General features: G+C 57.0%; 17 protein-coding genes and 1 tRNA gene. 10 read left to right on the forward strand and 8 right to left on the reverse strand.

Annotation, left to right across the window (positions count from 1 at the left end; translation table 11 throughout):
* The first annotated feature begins 527 nt into the window (after positions 1-527).
* Positions 528-974 carry a hypothetical protein gene (locus EDF81_RS17630; protein WP_123349451.1) on the forward strand — a complete coding sequence of 149 codons (447 nt, stop codon included), beginning with the start codon at positions 528-530 and terminating at the stop codon, positions 972-974.
* Between the two features lie 268 nt (positions 975-1,242).
* On the opposite strand, the gene EDF81_RS17640 is transcribed toward EDF81_RS17630, so the two are convergent.
* Positions 1,243-1,318 (reverse strand) — tRNA-Phe (locus tag EDF81_RS17640).
* Between the two features lie 103 nt (positions 1,319-1,421).
* The gene (locus EDF81_RS17645; protein WP_123349452.1) at positions 1,422-2,126 is read right to left on the reverse strand and encodes a DUF554 domain-containing protein; all 705 of its coding nucleotides are present in this window, start codon (positions 2,124-2,126) and stop codon (positions 1,422-1,424) included.
* Positions 2,127-2,545: 419 nt separating this feature from the next.
* Here EDF81_RS17645 and EDF81_RS17650 point away from each other — a divergent pair, with 419 nt between their 5' ends.
* Positions 2,546-4,684 (forward strand): ornithine decarboxylase, encoded by a 2,139-nt coding sequence (locus EDF81_RS17650; protein WP_123349453.1) that lies wholly within the window; start codon positions 2,546-2,548, stop codon positions 4,682-4,684.
* A 29-nt stretch (positions 4,685-4,713) separates the two neighbouring features.
* Here EDF81_RS17650 and mltC read toward each other — a convergent pair whose 3' ends face one another.
* Genes mltC through mutY form a run of 3 tightly spaced genes read right to left on the reverse strand, consistent with a single transcriptional unit; the run spans position 4,714 to position 7,206 of the window.
* A complete protein-coding gene (gene mltC, locus EDF81_RS17655) occupies positions 4,714-5,796 on the reverse strand; it encodes a membrane-bound lytic murein transglycosylase MltC (RefSeq protein ID WP_123349555.1) in 1,083 nt (360 codons plus the stop codon).
* Between the two features lie 48 nt (positions 5,797-5,844).
* Positions 5,845-6,120 (reverse strand): oxidative damage protection protein, encoded by a 276-nt coding sequence (locus EDF81_RS17660; protein WP_123349454.1) that lies wholly within the window; start codon positions 6,118-6,120, stop codon positions 5,845-5,847.
* A 27-nt stretch (positions 6,121-6,147) separates the two neighbouring features.
* Positions 6,148-7,206 carry an A/G-specific adenine glycosylase gene (gene mutY / locus EDF81_RS17665; protein WP_123349556.1) on the reverse strand — a complete coding sequence of 353 codons (1,059 nt, stop codon included), beginning with the start codon at positions 7,204-7,206 and terminating at the stop codon, positions 6,148-6,150.
* 123 nt (positions 7,207-7,329) lie between these two features.
* Between mutY and trmB the strand changes: the two genes are divergently transcribed.
* The 8 genes from trmB (at position 7,330) to EDF81_RS17705 (ending at position 13,788) form a co-directional block, all read left to right on the forward strand.
* On the forward strand, positions 7,330-8,049 hold the full coding sequence (trmB, locus tag EDF81_RS17670; RefSeq protein ID WP_123349455.1) for a tRNA (guanosine(46)-N7)-methyltransferase TrmB: 720 nt from the start codon (positions 7,330-7,332) through the stop codon (positions 8,047-8,049).
* Complete coding sequence (locus EDF81_RS17675) at positions 8,049-8,375, forward strand: YggL family protein (protein ID WP_123349456.1); 327 nt, start codon at positions 8,049-8,051, stop codon at positions 8,373-8,375. The genes trmB and EDF81_RS17675 overlap by 1 nt, the downstream gene beginning before the upstream one ends.
* A gap of 54 nt (positions 8,376-8,429) precedes the next feature.
* Entirely contained in the window at positions 8,430-9,149 is a 720-nt protein-coding gene (locus EDF81_RS17680; protein WP_123349457.1) for a DUF2884 domain-containing protein, read from the forward strand.
* Between the two features lie 128 nt (positions 9,150-9,277).
* Positions 9,278-9,640, forward strand: a complete 363-nt coding sequence (gene yacL / locus EDF81_RS17685) for a protein YacL (protein ID WP_123349458.1) — start codon at positions 9,278-9,280, stop codon at positions 9,638-9,640.
* Between the two features lie 171 nt (positions 9,641-9,811).
* Positions 9,812-10,774, forward strand: coding sequence for a 2-keto-3-deoxygluconate permease (locus EDF81_RS17690; RefSeq protein WP_123349459.1), 963 nt, complete (start codon positions 9,812-9,814; stop codon positions 10,772-10,774).
* Positions 10,771-12,042: a D-threonate kinase gene (locus tag EDF81_RS17695; RefSeq protein ID WP_123349460.1), complete on the forward strand. Its 1,272-nt coding sequence runs from the start codon at positions 10,771-10,773 to the stop codon at positions 12,040-12,042. Before EDF81_RS17690 ends, EDF81_RS17695 begins: the two co-directional genes overlap by 4 nt.
* Positions 12,002-13,015: a D-threonate 4-phosphate dehydrogenase gene (locus tag EDF81_RS17700; RefSeq protein ID WP_123349461.1), complete on the forward strand. Its 1,014-nt coding sequence runs from the start codon at positions 12,002-12,004 to the stop codon at positions 13,013-13,015. Before EDF81_RS17695 ends, EDF81_RS17700 begins: the two co-directional genes overlap by 41 nt.
* A gap of 11 nt (positions 13,016-13,026) precedes the next feature.
* Positions 13,027-13,788, forward strand: a complete 762-nt coding sequence (locus EDF81_RS17705; RefSeq protein WP_123349462.1) for a DeoR/GlpR family DNA-binding transcription regulator — start codon at positions 13,027-13,029, stop codon at positions 13,786-13,788.
* A gap of 31 nt (positions 13,789-13,819) precedes the next feature.
* Here the strand turns inward: EDF81_RS17705 and speD are convergent, their stop codons facing one another.
* The 3 genes from speD to EDF81_RS17720 all read right to left on the reverse strand — a co-directional run bounded on the left by speD (position 13,820) and on the right by EDF81_RS17720 (position 15,957).
* Positions 13,820-14,629, reverse strand: a complete 810-nt coding sequence (gene speD, locus EDF81_RS17710) for an adenosylmethionine decarboxylase (protein WP_123349463.1) — start codon at positions 14,627-14,629, stop codon at positions 13,820-13,822.
* 14 nt (positions 14,630-14,643) lie between these two features.
* Positions 14,644-15,510 (reverse strand): polyamine aminopropyltransferase, encoded by an 867-nt coding sequence (gene speE, locus EDF81_RS17715; RefSeq protein WP_123349464.1) that lies wholly within the window; start codon positions 15,508-15,510, stop codon positions 14,644-14,646.
* Between the two features lie 99 nt (positions 15,511-15,609).
* Positions 15,610-15,957: a YacC family pilotin-like protein gene (locus tag EDF81_RS17720; RefSeq protein ID WP_123349465.1), complete on the reverse strand. Its 348-nt coding sequence runs from the start codon at positions 15,955-15,957 to the stop codon at positions 15,610-15,612.
* Positions 15,958-16,077 lie beyond the last annotated feature (120 nt).

Here is a 16,077-nt window from a genome sequence, read left to right on the forward strand (position 1 = left end):
AAGTTGTCATCGGATTCAACAAGATAAATAATTAACATAATAAATGCAATTGTCAGTATCCCTGCAAAATGAAGCATATTAGGCGGTCAATCTGTCGACCTCTTCCATCCTTCGCGGTTTTCCTTCTTCCATGCTTCAGTCCTGGTACGGCGGACTTCTCCCTTTATTGACGGACGTTTGCATTGGGTTAAATAGTTTTGCGGGGACTGTTCCAGTTTAGTAACATCCTTTTCCAGCGCAGCCAGAACCGCTTGTCGCCTGCCACCGGTAACGGTATCTTTTCCGCGCACCTGCAAAATCGGGTGTCGGGATTGGAACCCTGAAATAACCTTATCGGCGGCATATGACGCGCTCGCGTCTTTTTTATGTCGTACGTTCGGCTACACCTCAATGGTGGGCTGGACGGGGGCACCGTAAGGTGCGCCGGTTCCCGATAAGGCCGGTAGTTCCAACCCCGTTCAGTCCACCACCCAAGAGATTGGAACCTCAGGTGGTGGTTTAAAAACTACTTATCGGAGGCTGCCATCATGGCTACGATCCCCACCCAGACACACCCGCTGCTTACCGTTCCCTTTAACGCCAGCATGGACTTTACTGTCCTGGCCGACTACTGCGAACACTTCGCGCAAACGCTCACTGAAGACGACGATCCTACGCTGAAAATGGCGCTCTGCGGCAGACTTAACGCCTGCCTGACGCTGTTACAGCCAGGGCTGCTCGACCCCATCCCGACCCATCTTATTGAAAGCCTGACCGTTGACGCCGTACCTGCCGCTCACCCGCGTTTCGAACCTGAATGTACGCAGCTTTGCGGCTACTGCCTCGCCCTGACAGAAACCCTTGCCGGGCAGGGGTTGGCCTCTGAAACAGAGAAACAGCTGGGCTGGTTGCTGTACGAGTTAACCAACCTTTTCGCGGCGGAGATGAAAGCCCCGCGCTGGCTGCGTACGGCTGAGGGATTGAGACTTCTGTAAGGAAGGATTGCCGCCTGCGGCGAATAATCGAACGGAGTTCGATGGAGAGTCCGTATCCTGAAAAGCAAAAAACCAGCCCTAAGGCTGGTTTTTCTGGAATAAGTGGTGCCCGGACTCGGACTAACGCCGTCAGGCGTTGAACAACGCGCTTGTCGCGTTGGCCCCGAAGGGGTGAGCCGCCTGCGGCGAATAATCGAACGGAGTTCGATGGAGAGTCCGGCTCCCCAAATGCAAAAAACCAGCCGTTAGGCTGGTTTCTTTAAATTAGTGGTGCCCGGACTCGGAATCGAACCAAGGACACGGGGATTTTCAATCCCCTGCTCTACCGACTGAGCTATCCGGGCAACGGGCCGCATTAAACCCGATTCGGCCCACCGCGTCAACGAAATTTATTGATTTTGCAGCGGACTGAGCATTCTGTCACCGTTTTGCATAAATAGCCGCCCGTCAGGCGAACCATGCGGTCCAGAGGGCTGAAATTGGCATGGCGATAACCAGCGCCGGGAGCATATTGGCGACGGCAAACATCTTGATGCCGCAGATTCGCAGACCGGTCGCTAACAGCAGCAGGCCGCCGACGGCGGTAAAGTCGGCCATCATCGTGGGCGTGGTCAGCGGCATTATCAGCGAGGCGCTGGCGGCCAGGCTGAGCTGGATGACCAGCATTGGCACACAGATTGCGGCCACGCCGATGCCGAGGCTGGCGGCGAAGATGGTGGCGGTAAAGAAATCGAGAAAGGCTTTGGCGATCAAGATAGAAGAGTCGCCGGTCATCCCTTCACGCATCGCGCCGAAGATCCCGGTGCCGCTGGCGCAGAAGAGGATAATAATAGCCACAAAGCTCTGAATAACGGACTCCTGGGCGTCGCTCTCGCTGCGGCCAAACAGCTTGCCCGCGCGACTGACCAGGCCATTAATCCCTTTCTCCACGCAGCAGATTTCCCCCAGCAGAGTGCCGAGCAGAGTCGCCAGCACCATCACCGGCAGGTTGGCACATTTGACGATCAGCAGAATACCAATGCCGAGAGACGCGAGGCCGAAGATAGAGGTCATGGCGACGCGGATACGCTCCGGCAATCGGTGGCTAAGCAGTGCGCCCAGCACGCCGCCCAGCAAGACGGCCCCGGCATTGATAAAAGGTCCTGTAACCAAAATAAGCTCCTGAACGCGAAAGCGAAATTGCCTCTATTATTACGCATGTCATTATATGCGTGCTTCTTTTTTTGCACAGGGTAGGGACGTCCTTTGCGCCTTGCGCCACCCGGTGAAAACTGCCATGATTGCGCGAATTTTCTCCCGCCTGCTACGGAGGCTCCGATGACACGATTATCATCCGCCTGTCCTCGCCAGATACTGCGAAGGCCTTCCCGTACTTTCTCAATGCCGACTATGCTCATCATGCGGTGAGGTTAACGGACGCTCACTGCAGGACAACAGTAAGATCGGACATGCTCTGCTTTTACTGATGTCTGGCGGTCGGAGCGGGTAACCCCTCAGACCCCGGTTTTAATTTGGTTGGGCAATAACTTGTCCAGGGCCTTTTACACTCCCTGAAACGGGTACGGGTGCTTATGAAATCAATGAAAATTGCCGCCAGCGGTGCGCTGGTCTCCTCGCTGTCCACCCATCGCGAAGTGGTTGCGCTGGACGGTACGGATTTTACCGACGTCGCGGCAGTCGTCATTACGGCGGCCGACAGCCGCAGCGGCATTCTGGCGCTGCTGACGCGTACCGGCTTTAATCTGCCGGTGTTTCTGTGGTCGCAGGACGCCGTGGAGCTGCCTGCGGGAGTGGTCAGCGTGATCGACGGCAAAGACCAGGCGTGGCTGGAGCTGGAAACGGCGGCCTGCCGCTATGAAGAAGAACTGCTGCCGCCGTTTTTCAATACGCTCAGCCAGTATGTGGCGATGGATAACAGCACCTTTGCCTGCCCGGGCCACCAGCACGGCGAGTTCTTTAAAAAGCACCCGGCGGGACGCCAGTTCTTTGAGTTCTTCGGCGAGAACCTGTTCCGCGCCGATATGTGCAACGCCGACGTGAAGCTCGGGGATCTGCTGATCCACGAAGGCTCGGCCAAGCACGCGCAGAAATTTGCCGCCAGGGTCTTCCACGCGGATAAAACCTACTTTGTGCTGAACGGCACCTCGGCGGCCAACAAGGTCGTTACCAATGCGCTGCTGACCCGCGACGATCTGGTGCTGTTTGACCGCAATAACCATAAATCTAACCATCACGGGGCGCTGATCCAGGCCGGTGCGACGCCGATTTATCTGGAAGCCTCGCGCAACCCGTTTGGCTTTATTGGCGGCATTGACGAGCACTGCTTTGACGAGCGCTATCTGCGCGAGCTGATCCGCGAAGTCGCGCCGGAAAAAGCCGATTTGCCACGGCCGTTCCGCCTGGCGGTGATCCAGCTCGGCACCTACGACGGTACTATCTACAACGCCCGTCAGGTGGTGGATAAGATCGGCGCGCTCTGCGACTACATCCTCTTTGACTCGGCGTGGGTTGGCTATGAGCAGTTTATCCCGATGATGGCCGACTGCTCGCCGCTGCTGCTGGATCTTAACGCTAACGATCCAGGGATTTTTGTTACCCAGTCGGTGCACAAGCAGCAGGCCGGGTTCTCGCAGACGTCGCAGATCCACAAGAAAGATAACCACCTTCGCGGTCAGGCGCGCTTTTGTCCCCATAAGCGCCTGAATAACGCCTTTATGCTCCATGCCTCGACCAGCCCGTTCTATCCGCTGTTTGCCGCGCTGGACGTTAACGCCAAAATTCACGAAGGCGAGAGCGGGCGTCGGCTGTGGGCCGAGTGCGTGGCGATGGGGATCGAAGCCCGCAAGGCGATCGTTGCCAACTGTAAGATGATCCAGCCCTTTATCCCGCCGGAGATCGACGGACGCCCGTGGCAGGATCATCCCACCGACCTGATCGCCCGCGAGCGACGCTTCTTTAGCTTTGAACCGGGTGCCCGCTGGCACGGCTTTGAGGGCTACGCGCAGGATCAGTATTTTGTCGATCCCTGCAAGCTGTTGCTGACCACGCCAGGCATTGATGCACAGACCGGCGAGTACACCGACTTTGGGATCCCGGCGACTATTCTGGCCCACTATCTGCGTGAAAACGGCATCGTGCCGGAGAAGTGCGATCTGAACTCGATCCTCTTCCTGCTGACCCCAGCGGAAAACCCGGAGAAGATGGCGCAGCTGGTGGCGATGCTCGGCCAGTTCGAGCAGCATATCGAAGACGACACGCCGCTGGCCGACGTCCTGCCGACCATCTTCAACAAATACCCGGTGCGCTATCGCGACTATACGCTGCGCGAGCTGTGCCAGGAGATGCACGATCTCTACGTCAGCTTTGATGTGAAAGATCTGCAAAAAGAGATGTTCCGCAAGGAGAGCATGCCTGCGGTAGCGATGAACCCGCAGGATGCCAACCGGGAGTTTATTCGCGGCAATGTCGACCTGGTGCGGATCAGCGAAGCGGAAGGGCGTATTGCCGCCGAGGGCGCGCTGCCTTATCCACCGGGCGTGCTCTGCGTGGTACCGGGTGAAATCTGGGGCGGCGCGGTGCAGCGCTACTTCCTGGCGCTGGAAGAGGGCGTCAACCTGCTGCCGGGCTTCTCGCCGGAGCTGCAGGGCGTCTATAGCGAGACGGATGCGGACGGCATTAAGCGCCTGTACGGGAACGTACTGAAAGCCTGAAAAAAAGGCCCTCGCTGAGGGCCTTATTCTTACTGACGGCGATAGTTCTTCTGCGCCGTATTCACCTTGTACAGATAGCGCCGCGACTCCGCCGACGGATGGCGTGAGGTCAGGGTCTGGTACACATCCCCCGGCGTCATGGTGTTGATGATGTTCGCCGCCTGCACTTTATCCGCAGAGAACACCCGCAGCACGCTGCCCGCGCCGCCGTTATAGGCGGTGATCGTCGCATAGCGCCGTGAGGTCGGGTTGCTGATCCCGCCGAGATACACATTGCTGAGCATCGCCAGGTAGGCGGTGCCGGTATCAATATTGCTCTGCGGATCGAACAGATAGCTGCGGTCCGGCACGCCGGATTTCCCCTGGGAGCGGAAGACGTCTTTACCGGCGGTATGCTGCACCACCTGCATCAGACCCAGCGCGTCGGAACGGCTGACCGCATAGGGGTTAAACGAGGACTCGGTCTGCATAATCGCCAGGATTAGCGCCTCGTCGACGCCATACTTATTCGACGCCTGACGGATCATGCCCAGATATTTATGCGCACGCTTGTCGAGGTGGTTCGGCACCAGGTTAATGGTGACGCTGTAGATAATACGCAGGCCGTTATTGCGGCTTTTCAGCCGGTTCTGCAGCAGGTAGTCGGCAAAGTTCGAGGCGCGACCCTCCCAGCGGATGGTCTGGCCGGTATTGTCGAGCACCTGGCCGTAGAGGAACGGCTCTTTGGAGACCTGAATGTCGTCGACGTCGGAGTAGAGGTCAACGGCGCTGGGGTCATCGCCCATCAGCAGGGTTTTAATAATCGCCTTACGCAGCCGCGCAGCCGGTTCGGTTCCGGCGATGGTTTCGATGGTGATGGTACCGGCATCGAAGTTGATATGGCTGCGGGTCTGGTACTGATCGGTATACTTTACGTAGTCCTTCGGACCCGCAATCAGCACCTCGTTCAGACCCCAGATATTTTCAATGTTATGGGCAAACTGCCCCATCAGAATGTCAAAACCGTTGGTGTCTTTGATCCAGGCTTCGTTATAGCTATCGCCTTTATTCGTCGAACTGGAACAGGAAACGAGCAACGGCGCGACAAAAGCCAGCGCGATCAGTTTTTTCATCATTCCGGGAGTATGCCTGCTGTTGGGTGGCAATAAGGCCCAGGGGCCTTACTGTTGTTCCGGCGGCGTGTAGCCTTCGATATGCACGTCTTTGCCTTCAAACAGGAAGTTAGTCATCTCCTGCTCCAGCAGTTTGCGGTGCTCCGGGTTCATCATGTTGAGTTTCTTTTCGTTAATCAGCATGGTCTGCTTTTTCTGCCACTGGCCCCAGGCTTCTTTCGAAATCTCGTTAAAAATGCGTTTGCCCAGCTCGCCCGGATAGAGCTGGAAATCCTGGCCTTCGGCGTCGCGCTGCAGGAAAGTACAAAAAATGGTTCTGCTCATAAATAATCCTCTTTGTCGGCGGGTGCGTTATGCCAGTGCGCCAGCGCGTAACTGCTTTAACAGGCGCTCTACGGGCGCTGCCAGTCCTACTGACGGCGGTTGGGCTAAGTTATACCAGAGTGCGCCGCCTTCATCCATGCATGATCCCGCCGTGGACACGTTAAGCCACATTGGGACGATATCCAGATGGAAATGGCTGAAAGTATGACGAAAAGCGGTCATCTGGGTAAGGCCGTCAGCCGGAATGCTGCGGGAAGCGAGCCAGTCGCGCAAGGCGGCTTCGTCCGTAAACTGTGGAAAGCAGAATAATCCGCCCCACAGGCCGCTCGGCGGGCGCTGGGCGAGAAACACCTCGTCGCCATTCTGCATTAACAGGAAATAGCCGGTGCGTTCAGGCAGAGTCTGCTTCGGTTTTTTCCCCGGATACTGCGCCCAGGAATGGCTGGCATACGCCACGCAGCCCTGGTTCAGCGGGCAAAGCTCGCACTTTGGCTTCGAGCGGGTACAGACTATCGCCCCGAGATCCATCATCGCCTGGTTAAAGCGCTCCACGCCTTTCGCAGGCGTCACGTCGCTGCTGATATCCCACAGGCGCTTTTCCACTTCTTTCTTGCCCGGCCAGCCGCCGACCGCGTAGCAGCGGGCCAGCACGCGTTTCACGTTGCCGTCGAGGATCGGGAAATGCTTGCCTAACGACAGCGACAGAACGGCACCGGCGGTAGAACGCCCGACGCCGGGCAGGTCGGCCACTTCCTCAAAGGTTTGCGGGAAAACGCCCTTATGCAGGGTCGCAACCTGCTGCGCCGCTTTGTGCAGATTACGGGCGCGGGCGTAGTAGCCCAGGCCGGTCCACAGATGCAGCACCTCATCCAGCGGGGCATTGGCCAGATCGGTGACCGTCGGGAAGCGTTCCATAAAGCGCTGAAAATAGGGAATCACCGTCGCAACCTGAGTTTGTTGCAACATGACTTCGGAGAGCCATACTTTGTAGGGCGTCTTATCAATTTGCCAGGGCAGCGTTTTGCGCCCGTATTTGTCGTACCAGTCCAGAACCTGGGCTGAAAATTGCGCCGCTTGCATGGTTATCGAATTCACTAAATCAGGGAGAGTGATTCCAGCACAGCGGCGGCAGGCTGTAAACCCTTGCATCCGGCAACTATCTTTGGATAATGCCCGTTTCCCGACCATTCTTACTGGCAGACTATTTTTATGAGCAACGATGTCATTTCACCGGAATTTGATGAAAACGGCCGCCCGCTTCGCCGTATTCGCAGTTTTGTCCGCCGTCAGGGTCGCCTGACCAAAGGGCAGCAGCACGCGCTGGATCATTTCTGGCCGGTGATGGGCGTCGAGTTCAGCGAAGCGCCGCTGGATCTGCCGACCCTGTTTGGCCGTGAAGCGCCGACGACGCTGGAGATCGGTTTCGGCATGGGTGCATCCCTGGTGACCATGGCCCAGGCGCGTCCGGAGCAGAACTTCCTCGGGATTGAAGTGCACTCCCCGGGTGTCGGTGCCTGCCTCTCTTCCGCCGATGAAGCCGGAATTACCAACCTGCGCGTGATGTGCCACGACGCGGTGGAAGTGCTGCATAAGATGATCCCCGATCACTCCCTGACCATGGTGCAGCTCTTTTTCCCGGACCCGTGGCACAAAGCGCGCCACAATAAACGCCGTATCGTACAGCCGCCGTTTGCTGAACTGATTAAGAGCAAGCTGAAGCTCGGCGGCGTTTTCCATATGGCGACCGACTGGGAGCCTTATGCGCAGCATATGCTCGACGTGATGTCATCAATGGAAGGGTATACTAATCTGTCCCCGGACAACGATTATGTACCGCGTCCGGAATCACGTCCGGTGACAAAATTTGAACAGCGTGGCCATCGTCTTGGCCACGGCGTATGGGACTTAATGTTCGAGAGGGTGAAATAATGGCAATTAACCGTAGCCGTCGTCTGCGTAAAAAAATGCATATCGACGAATTCCAGGAGTTAGGTTTTTCCGTTGCCTGGCGTTTTGCGGAAGGCACGTCTGAAGAGACCATCGATTCCACGGTGAATGACCTGATCAATGAAGTGATTGAGCCGAACAAACTGGCGTTTGATGGCAGCGGCTATCTGGCGTGGGAAGGGCTGATTTGCATGCAGGAAATCGGCAAGTGTACCGAAGAGCATCAGGCTCTGGTGCGCAAATGGCTGGAAGATCGCAAGCTGTCCGATGTGCGCACCAGCGAACTTTTTGACGTCTGGTGGGACTAACAGAACATAGGGGCCAGCATTTGCTGGCCCGTTTTGTCTTAAGGGAGTTTTTCTATGATGCGCAAAGCGCTACTGGCTGTAGCCCTCTCCGTTTCCGCGTTTGCCGCTCAGGCCGACTACCAGTGCAGCGTCACCCCGCGTGACGATGTGGTCATTAGCCCGCAGACCGTTCAGGTTAACGGCGAGAACGGCAATCTGGTGATGACGCCGGATGGCAACGTCATGTTTAACGGTCAGCAGAAAAATCTCACCGCCGCCCAGCGTGAGCAGGCCAAAGATTATCAGGCCGATCTACGCAGCGCCCTGCCATGGATCGATAACGGCGCGCGGGAGCGGGTGGAAAAAGGCCGCGTGGCGCTGGATAAAATCATCGCCAAAGAGGCCGGGGAGAGCAGCAAAATGCGCACCCGCCTTGTGACCCTCGACGGCCAGCTCAAAGAGCAGATGAACCGCATTATTGAACGTCGCAGCGACGGTCTGACCTTCCACTATAAGGCTATCGATCAGGTGCGTGCCGACGGTCAGCAACTGGTGAACCGGGCGATGGGCGGCATCCTGCAGGACAGTATTAATGAGATGGGCGCCAAAGCGGTACTGAAAAGCGGCGGCAATCCGCTGGAGAGCGTGCTCGGCAATCTCGGCGGCCTGCAGACCGCCGTTCAGAACGAATGGAAAAACCAGGAAGCGGATTTCCGTCAGTTTGGTAAAGATGTTTGCCAGCGGGTCACCTCCCTTGAGTCCAGCCGCAAGGCTCTGGTAGAGACGCTGAAGTAAGACTTTAGCCCTCTTCCGACGGGGAGAGGGCATCCTCACGATTTTCGTCCCCCGATACTTTTTTTCTCCCGCTGTACTGCGATAATTACTGCATAGGCTGATGCAGAGCCTGAGCAGAGGAACAGATTATGGAATACGAATTTCTGCGTGACGTCACCGGTATCGTCAAGGTGCGCATGTCGATGGGCCACGAGGTGGTCGGGCACTGGTTCAATGAAGAAGTGAAAGAGAATCTTGCCCTGCTGGATGAAGTGGAGCAGGCGGCGCAGACGGTCAAAGGCAGCGAACGCCAGTGGCAGCGTGCCGGGCATGAGTACACGCTGTGGTTAGATGGCGAAGAGGTGATGATCCGCGCCAATCAGCTGGAGTTCTCCGGCGAAGAGATGGAAGAGGGGATGAACTACTACGACGAAGAGAGTCTCTCTTTCTGCGGTCTGGAAGACTTTCTTGCCGTGGTAAAGGCGTATCGCGATTTCCTCCAGAACCGTTAGTCCCTCCGGCAGCGCTGCGGCGCTGCCTTCCCTCTTTTTGATTATATTCACTCAATAAATCATTCCTTAACGCACTGTTAACTTTTTAAACTGCGATCTAACACATGTTTTTCTGATTATTGATTTAATACAATCAGTCATGATTAAATAAAATCAAATTCTGAGGGCGACATGCAAATCAAAGCGACGATAGAAAAAATTCCGGGTGGGATGATGGTAGTCCCGCTGGTGCTGGGGGCGATAATCAACACCTTTGCGCCAGATGCGCTGCAGGTCGGCGGTTTCACCACGGCACTGTTCAAAAACGGTGCCGCGCCGTTGATCGGGGCTTTCCTGCTCTGTATGGGCGCCGGGATCCATATTAAAGCCGCGCCGAAATCACTGATGATCGGCGGCGGGATCACCTTTACCAAGTTTGTCGTGGCGGTGGCGCTGGGCTTCGGCGTTGAGCGGCTGTTTGGTGCTGAGGGGATCTGGGGACTCTCTTCCGTCGCCATTATTGCCGCCATGAGCAATACCAACGGCGGGCTGTATGCCGCGCTGGCCGGTGAATTCGGCAGCGAGAATGAAGTGGGCGCCACGCCGCTGATGTCCCTCAGCGACGGGCCGATCCTGACCATGATCGCGCTGGGCGCGGCCGGAATGGCCAATATCCCGGTGATGTCGATTGTGGTGGTGCTGATCCCGATGCTGATCGGCATGCTGCTCGGTAACCTCGATCCGAAAATGCGCGAGTTCCTGACCAAAGGCGGTCCGCTGCTGATCCCGTTCTTCGCCTTTGCGCTGGGGGCATCCATTGACCTGGCGATGCTGCTGAAAGGCGGACTGGCAGGGATCCTGCTGGGCGTCATCACGACCTTTGTCGGTGGCTTCTTCAATATCAAAGCCGACCGTTTACTGGGCGGAACCGGTATCGCTGGGGCGGCCGCTTCCAGCACGGCGGGCAATGCCGTTGCGACGCCGATGGCGATAGCCCAGGCGGATCCGGCGCTCGGTCAGATCGTTGCCGTGGCCACGCCGCTGGTGGCAACCTCGGTGATTGTGACGGCCATCCTGACGCCGGTGCTGACATCCTGGGTCGCCAAACGTAACCAGCAGCGTTTAGCTACCGCAACAGGGGAGAAAACATCATGAAAATGATTGTGATAGCGGATGATTTTACCGGCGCCAATGATACGGGCGTGCAGCTGGCGAAAAAGGGTGCGCGCACCGAGGTGATGCTAAATGAGCAGCTTTCGCCGCGACGCACCGATGTGCTGGTGGTGAATACCGAAAGCCGGGCGCTGACGCCGGAGCAGGCGGGCGAGAAGGTCAGAAAAGCGGCCGCTCCCTGGTTTGATGGTCAGCAGGAAGCCCCGATTATCTACAAAAAAATCGACTCGACCTTCCGGGGTAACGTCGGGGCGGAAGTGGCTGCGGCCATGGCTGCCAGCGGTGCGCAGCTGGCGATCGTCGCGGCGGCTATTCCCGCCGCTGGACGGGTCACGGTTAACGGCCAGTGCCTGGTACACGGCGTACCGCTGGTGGAAACCGAGTTCGCCACCGACCCGAAAACGCCGATTGTCTCCTCCCATATTAAAACGCTGATTGGCCTGCAGACGACGCTTCCGGTTAGCGAGCTGGGACTGGCGCAGGTGCGAAGCGGCACCTTGCTGGCCGAACTGCAGCGGTTAAGCCAGTCGGCGCCGGGCATTGTGGTCGTCGATGCCGAAAACGACGGTGACCTGGCGCTGCTGGCGCAGGCCATTGCCGCGCTGACCTGCCGCTACGTGCTGGTGGGGGCTGCGGGCCTGGCCAACGCGCTGCCCGCCAGCAGCTACCTTGCTCCGGAGCAGAAACTGCCGGTGCTGGTGGTGGCGGGTTCCATGAGCGAAGCCACCCGTCAGCAGATCGTTTTTGCCGCCGGGGAGAAATCGCTGGGGATTGTCGATATTGACGTCGCCGCGCTGCTGCTGCCCGACAGCGAGACGGCGATGGCGGAGATTACCCGCCAGGCCACCGCCGTGCTTAACGACCGCCAGCACTGCGTACTGCGGACCTGCCGCGATGCGGATGCCCGGAATATGATCGATGCGCTCTGCGAGCAGCATCAGCTGACGCGCCAGCAGCTGGGAGAGCGTATCAGCGCCACCCTCGGCGAGATCACGCTGACCATTATCAGCCAGTCGCAAATCGGCGGTCTGTTCCTGACCGGCGGCGATATCGCTATTGCCGTCGCCCGCGCGCTGAAGGCGGAAGGCTACCGTATCAACAGTGAAGTGGTGCCCTGCGTTCCGTGCGGCACCTTTGTAAACAGCGAAATTGACGATCTGCCGGTGATCACCAAGGCCGGTGGATTTGGTGGTGAGACCACCCTGCGAGATGCACTTTATTTTATTGAGGAGATGTACAGTGGCAAATAAGACGATTGCGGTGACGATGGGCGATCCTGCGGGGATCGGCCCGGAAATCATTATTAAGGCGCTGGCGGAGGGCGAGCTATCCGGCGTGCCCGCCGTCGTGGTCGGCTGCCTGCAGACGTTACAGCGCATTCAGGCGCTGGGCGTTACGCCGCCCGTCGAATTTCACGTGATTGAACAAGTTTCGCAGGCACGCTTCGCGCCGGGGATCATCAACGTGTTTGATGAACCGCTGGAGAACCCTAACGCGCTGGCACCGGGGAAAGTGCAGGCTCAGGCTGGGGATCTGGCTTACCGTTGCGTGAAGCGTGCCACCGAAATGGCCATGGCGGGTGAAGTCCATGCCATCGCTACCGCGCCGCTGAACAAAGAGGCGCTACATCTGGCCGGACATATGTACCCCGGCCACACCGAGCTGCTGGCGAAGTTAACCGACAGCAAAGACTTCGCCATGGTGCTGTATACCGATAAGCTGAAGGTCATCCACGTTTCCACCCATATCGCCCTGCGCAAATTCCTCGATACGCTTAACGGTGAACGGATCAAAACCGTGGTCAATATTGCCGACACTTTCCTTAAGCGCGTGGGCTTTGATCAACCGCGGATCGCGGTGGCGGGCGTCAACCCGCACGCCGGGGAAAACGGCCTGTTTGGCGATGAAGAGATTAAGATTGTCAGCCCGGCCATCGCGGAGATCAAACAGCAGGGGATCGATGTCTACGGCCCTTGTCCGCCGGATACCGTTTTCCTGCAGGCTTACGAAGGTCAGTACGATATGGTCGTGGCGATGTACCACGATCAGGGGCATATTCCGCTGAAGCTGCTGGGCTTCTATGACGGGGTCAATATCACCGCCGGCCTGCCGTTTATCCGCACCTCGGCGGACCACGGAACGGCGTTTGATATTGCCTGGACAGGTAAGGCGAAGTCTGAGAGCATGGCGATTTCCATCCAACTCGCGATGCAACTGGCATAAGCTAAGGGCCTATGAAGGGACAAAGCCGTCTCGATCAGATTATGGACTATCTGAAAAGCCATAATCTGGTCACTGTTGATCAACTGGTGGCGGCGATCGAAGCATCGCCCGCCACGATCCGCCGGGATCTGATCAAGCTCGATCGGGAAGGGGTGATTAGCCGTACTCACGGTGGCGTTACCCTTAACCGCTTTATTCCGGCGCAGCCCACCACCCAGGAGAAATCCCAGCGTAATCTGGCCGAGAAACAGGCGATTGCCCGTCAGGCGGCAAGCCTGGTCAAAGCCGGAGACGCGGTCGTGCTGGATGCCGGGACCACCACGCTTGAGCTGGCGCGTCAGCTGACGCACCTGCCGCTGCGGGTGATCACCGCCGATCTGCATATCGCGCTGTTTCTCTCTGAGTTTAAGCAGATTGAAGTGACCATTATCGGCGGGCGGATCGACGATTCCAGCCAGTCGTGCATTGGCGATCACGGCCGCCGTTTTCTGCGCACCCTCAACCCGGATATTGCGTTTGTGAGCTGTAACTCATGGAGTCTGGAGAAGGGAATTACGACGCCGACGGAAGAAAAGGCCGGGCTGAAGCAGGATCTGCTGGGCAATGCGCGTCGTCGCGTGCTGCTGGCGGACAGCAGCAAGTATGGCTCCTGGTCGCTGTTCTGCGTCTCACCGCTGCAGTCGCTGACCGATATTATCACCGACAGGCATCTCGACGCCGATGCCTGCACCGCGATGGACGGACAGGCGTTTCAGCTGATGCTGACGATATAAAACGGGCAGCGGCCAGGCTGCCCGCCACGTTTTAAAACGATTTCAGCCCCACCGCCGGGATATTGCGCCCGTAGTAGATTTCACGCATCTCTTTCCACAGCAGGTCGGTAATCACCTTGCGCTCTTCCTCGCTAAGGTCTTCCGGCCGGGTGTGGAACATATAGTGCTTCAGATCGAACTCTTTGAGTAACATCTTGGTATGGAAGATGTTTTCCTGATAAACGTTCACATCCATCATATCGTACAGCGACTTCATATCCTCGGACATAAAGTTCTGGATGGAGTTAATCTCGTGGTCGATAAAGTGCTTCATTCCGTTCACGTCGCGGGTAAAGCCGCGCACGCGATAGTCGATGGTCACAATATCGGATTCCAGCTGGTGGATCAGATAGTTCAGCGCGTTAAGCGGCGAAATCACCCCGCAGGTTGAGACTTCAATATCGGCGCGGAAGGTGCACAGGCCGCCTTCAGGATGGCTTTCCGGATAGGTATGCACGCAGATATGGCTCTTATCGAGATGGGCAACCACGGCTTCCGGCAGCGGGCCAGGATGTTCTGTGGTGTCGATAAGCTGCGGGTCGACCGGCTCTTCGCTGACCAGAATGGTCACGCTGGCGCCCTGCGGCTCGTAGTCCTGGCGGGCGATATTCAGAATATTGGCCCCGATAATCGAGCAGGTTTCTGACAGGATCTCGGTCAGTCGGTTGGCGTTGTAGAGTTCATCGATATAGGCGATATAACCATCGCGCTCTTCCGCCGTTTTGACGTAGCAGATATCGTAAATACAAAAACTCAGGCTTTTGGTCAGGTTGTTAAAGCCATGCAGTTTAAGTTTCTTCAATTTTTCTCACCTCCTCAGGATTGCGGTGTGGACAGGGCATCCTGCACATATTGCGGTAAGGCAAAGGCGGCCGTATGAACGGCAGGATTGTAGTAGCGGCAGCGCAGCGTGCTGGTATGGAATCGGGCCTGAATAATCTCCGTCGACAGTCGGCGCAGGGCTTCGTTATCCGTCGCCCAGGCGAAGGTCATAATGCCGCCGTAGTAGGTCGGGATCGCCGCCTGATAGAAGCTGACGTCGGCAAAGTAGTGGCTGAGCTTACGGTGGCTATCGATGGCTTCCTCCTGCTGCAGGAAGCAGACGCCGTTCTGCGCCACGAAAATCCCGCCCGGATTCAGGCAGCGTTTGCAGCCTTCATAGAATGCCGAGGTAAAGAGGCTTTCGCCCGGTCCAATCGGATCGGTACAGTCGGAGATAATCACGTCGAAGGTTTGCGCGGTCTGGTTAACGAAATTGACGCCGTCGTCAATCACCAGCGTAAAGCGCGGATCGTCGTAGCTGCCTGCGTTGTGGTGAGGCAGATACTGGCGGCAGAATGACACCACTCCAGCGTCGATCTCCACCATCGTAATGGACTCAACGTTTTTATGGCGGGTGACTTCACGCAGCATTGCTCCGTCGCCGCCGCCGATAATCAGCACGTGTTTTGCGTGACCGTGGGCCAGCAGCGGAACGTGAGTCATCATTTCGTGATAAATAAATTCGTCACGTTCGGTGGTCTGCACCACGCCGTCCAGCGCCATCACGCGACCAAAGGCGGCGTTTTCGAAAATGATCAAATCCTGATGATCGGTTTTCTCGTGGTACAGCACCTTATCAACGGCAAAGTACTGACCAAACTTATCGTGCAGTGTTTCATGCCACAGCGTGTTCCCGGTCATAGTTGCTCCTTCGTTAACACCCATGAAAAGTGGGCGTAACATCATAGCTAACTATGACCGTGCTTGCACGGTCAGGAAATCATCAATAAAAGCAGGGAATTATTTGACGTAGGCCAGCAGGCTCAGGGAGTCACGGGCCAGCGATTTGCACTTTTTGTCGACGGGAATGGCGATGCCGCTTAGGTCGCGGTAGCTCTCTTCGCCCAGGGTTTTCATATCCCAGGAGTCATAGTTGCTGAGATCCCACTGATTCTGCTGGGCAAAGAACACCAGCGCGCGACGGATCTGACCATTGGGAAGGTTCTGGTAACCACAGTCGTTTTTCAGAAATACAAATACGGCGGTTAAATCGGCCATATCTTCGGCCTCGTTCTCGCTAAGCGCGTAGCTGTTTGCGGACACGGCCAGCAGGCTACCTAACAGGATTGTTCTGAAAAGCGTCTTCATTGTTTCTACCACAGCATCACGGAACTTTAACGTTAGCATAATCAGAAGCACCTCGACGATTATTATTTAACGTATGGCGGTACACCTTGACCTTCCCGTTAGGGCAGGGTTTAGGCTGTC

The organism is Enterobacter sp. BIGb0383 (genome assembly GCF_003751845.1).
Lineage (GTDB): Bacteria > Pseudomonadota > Gammaproteobacteria > Enterobacterales > Enterobacteriaceae > BIGb0383.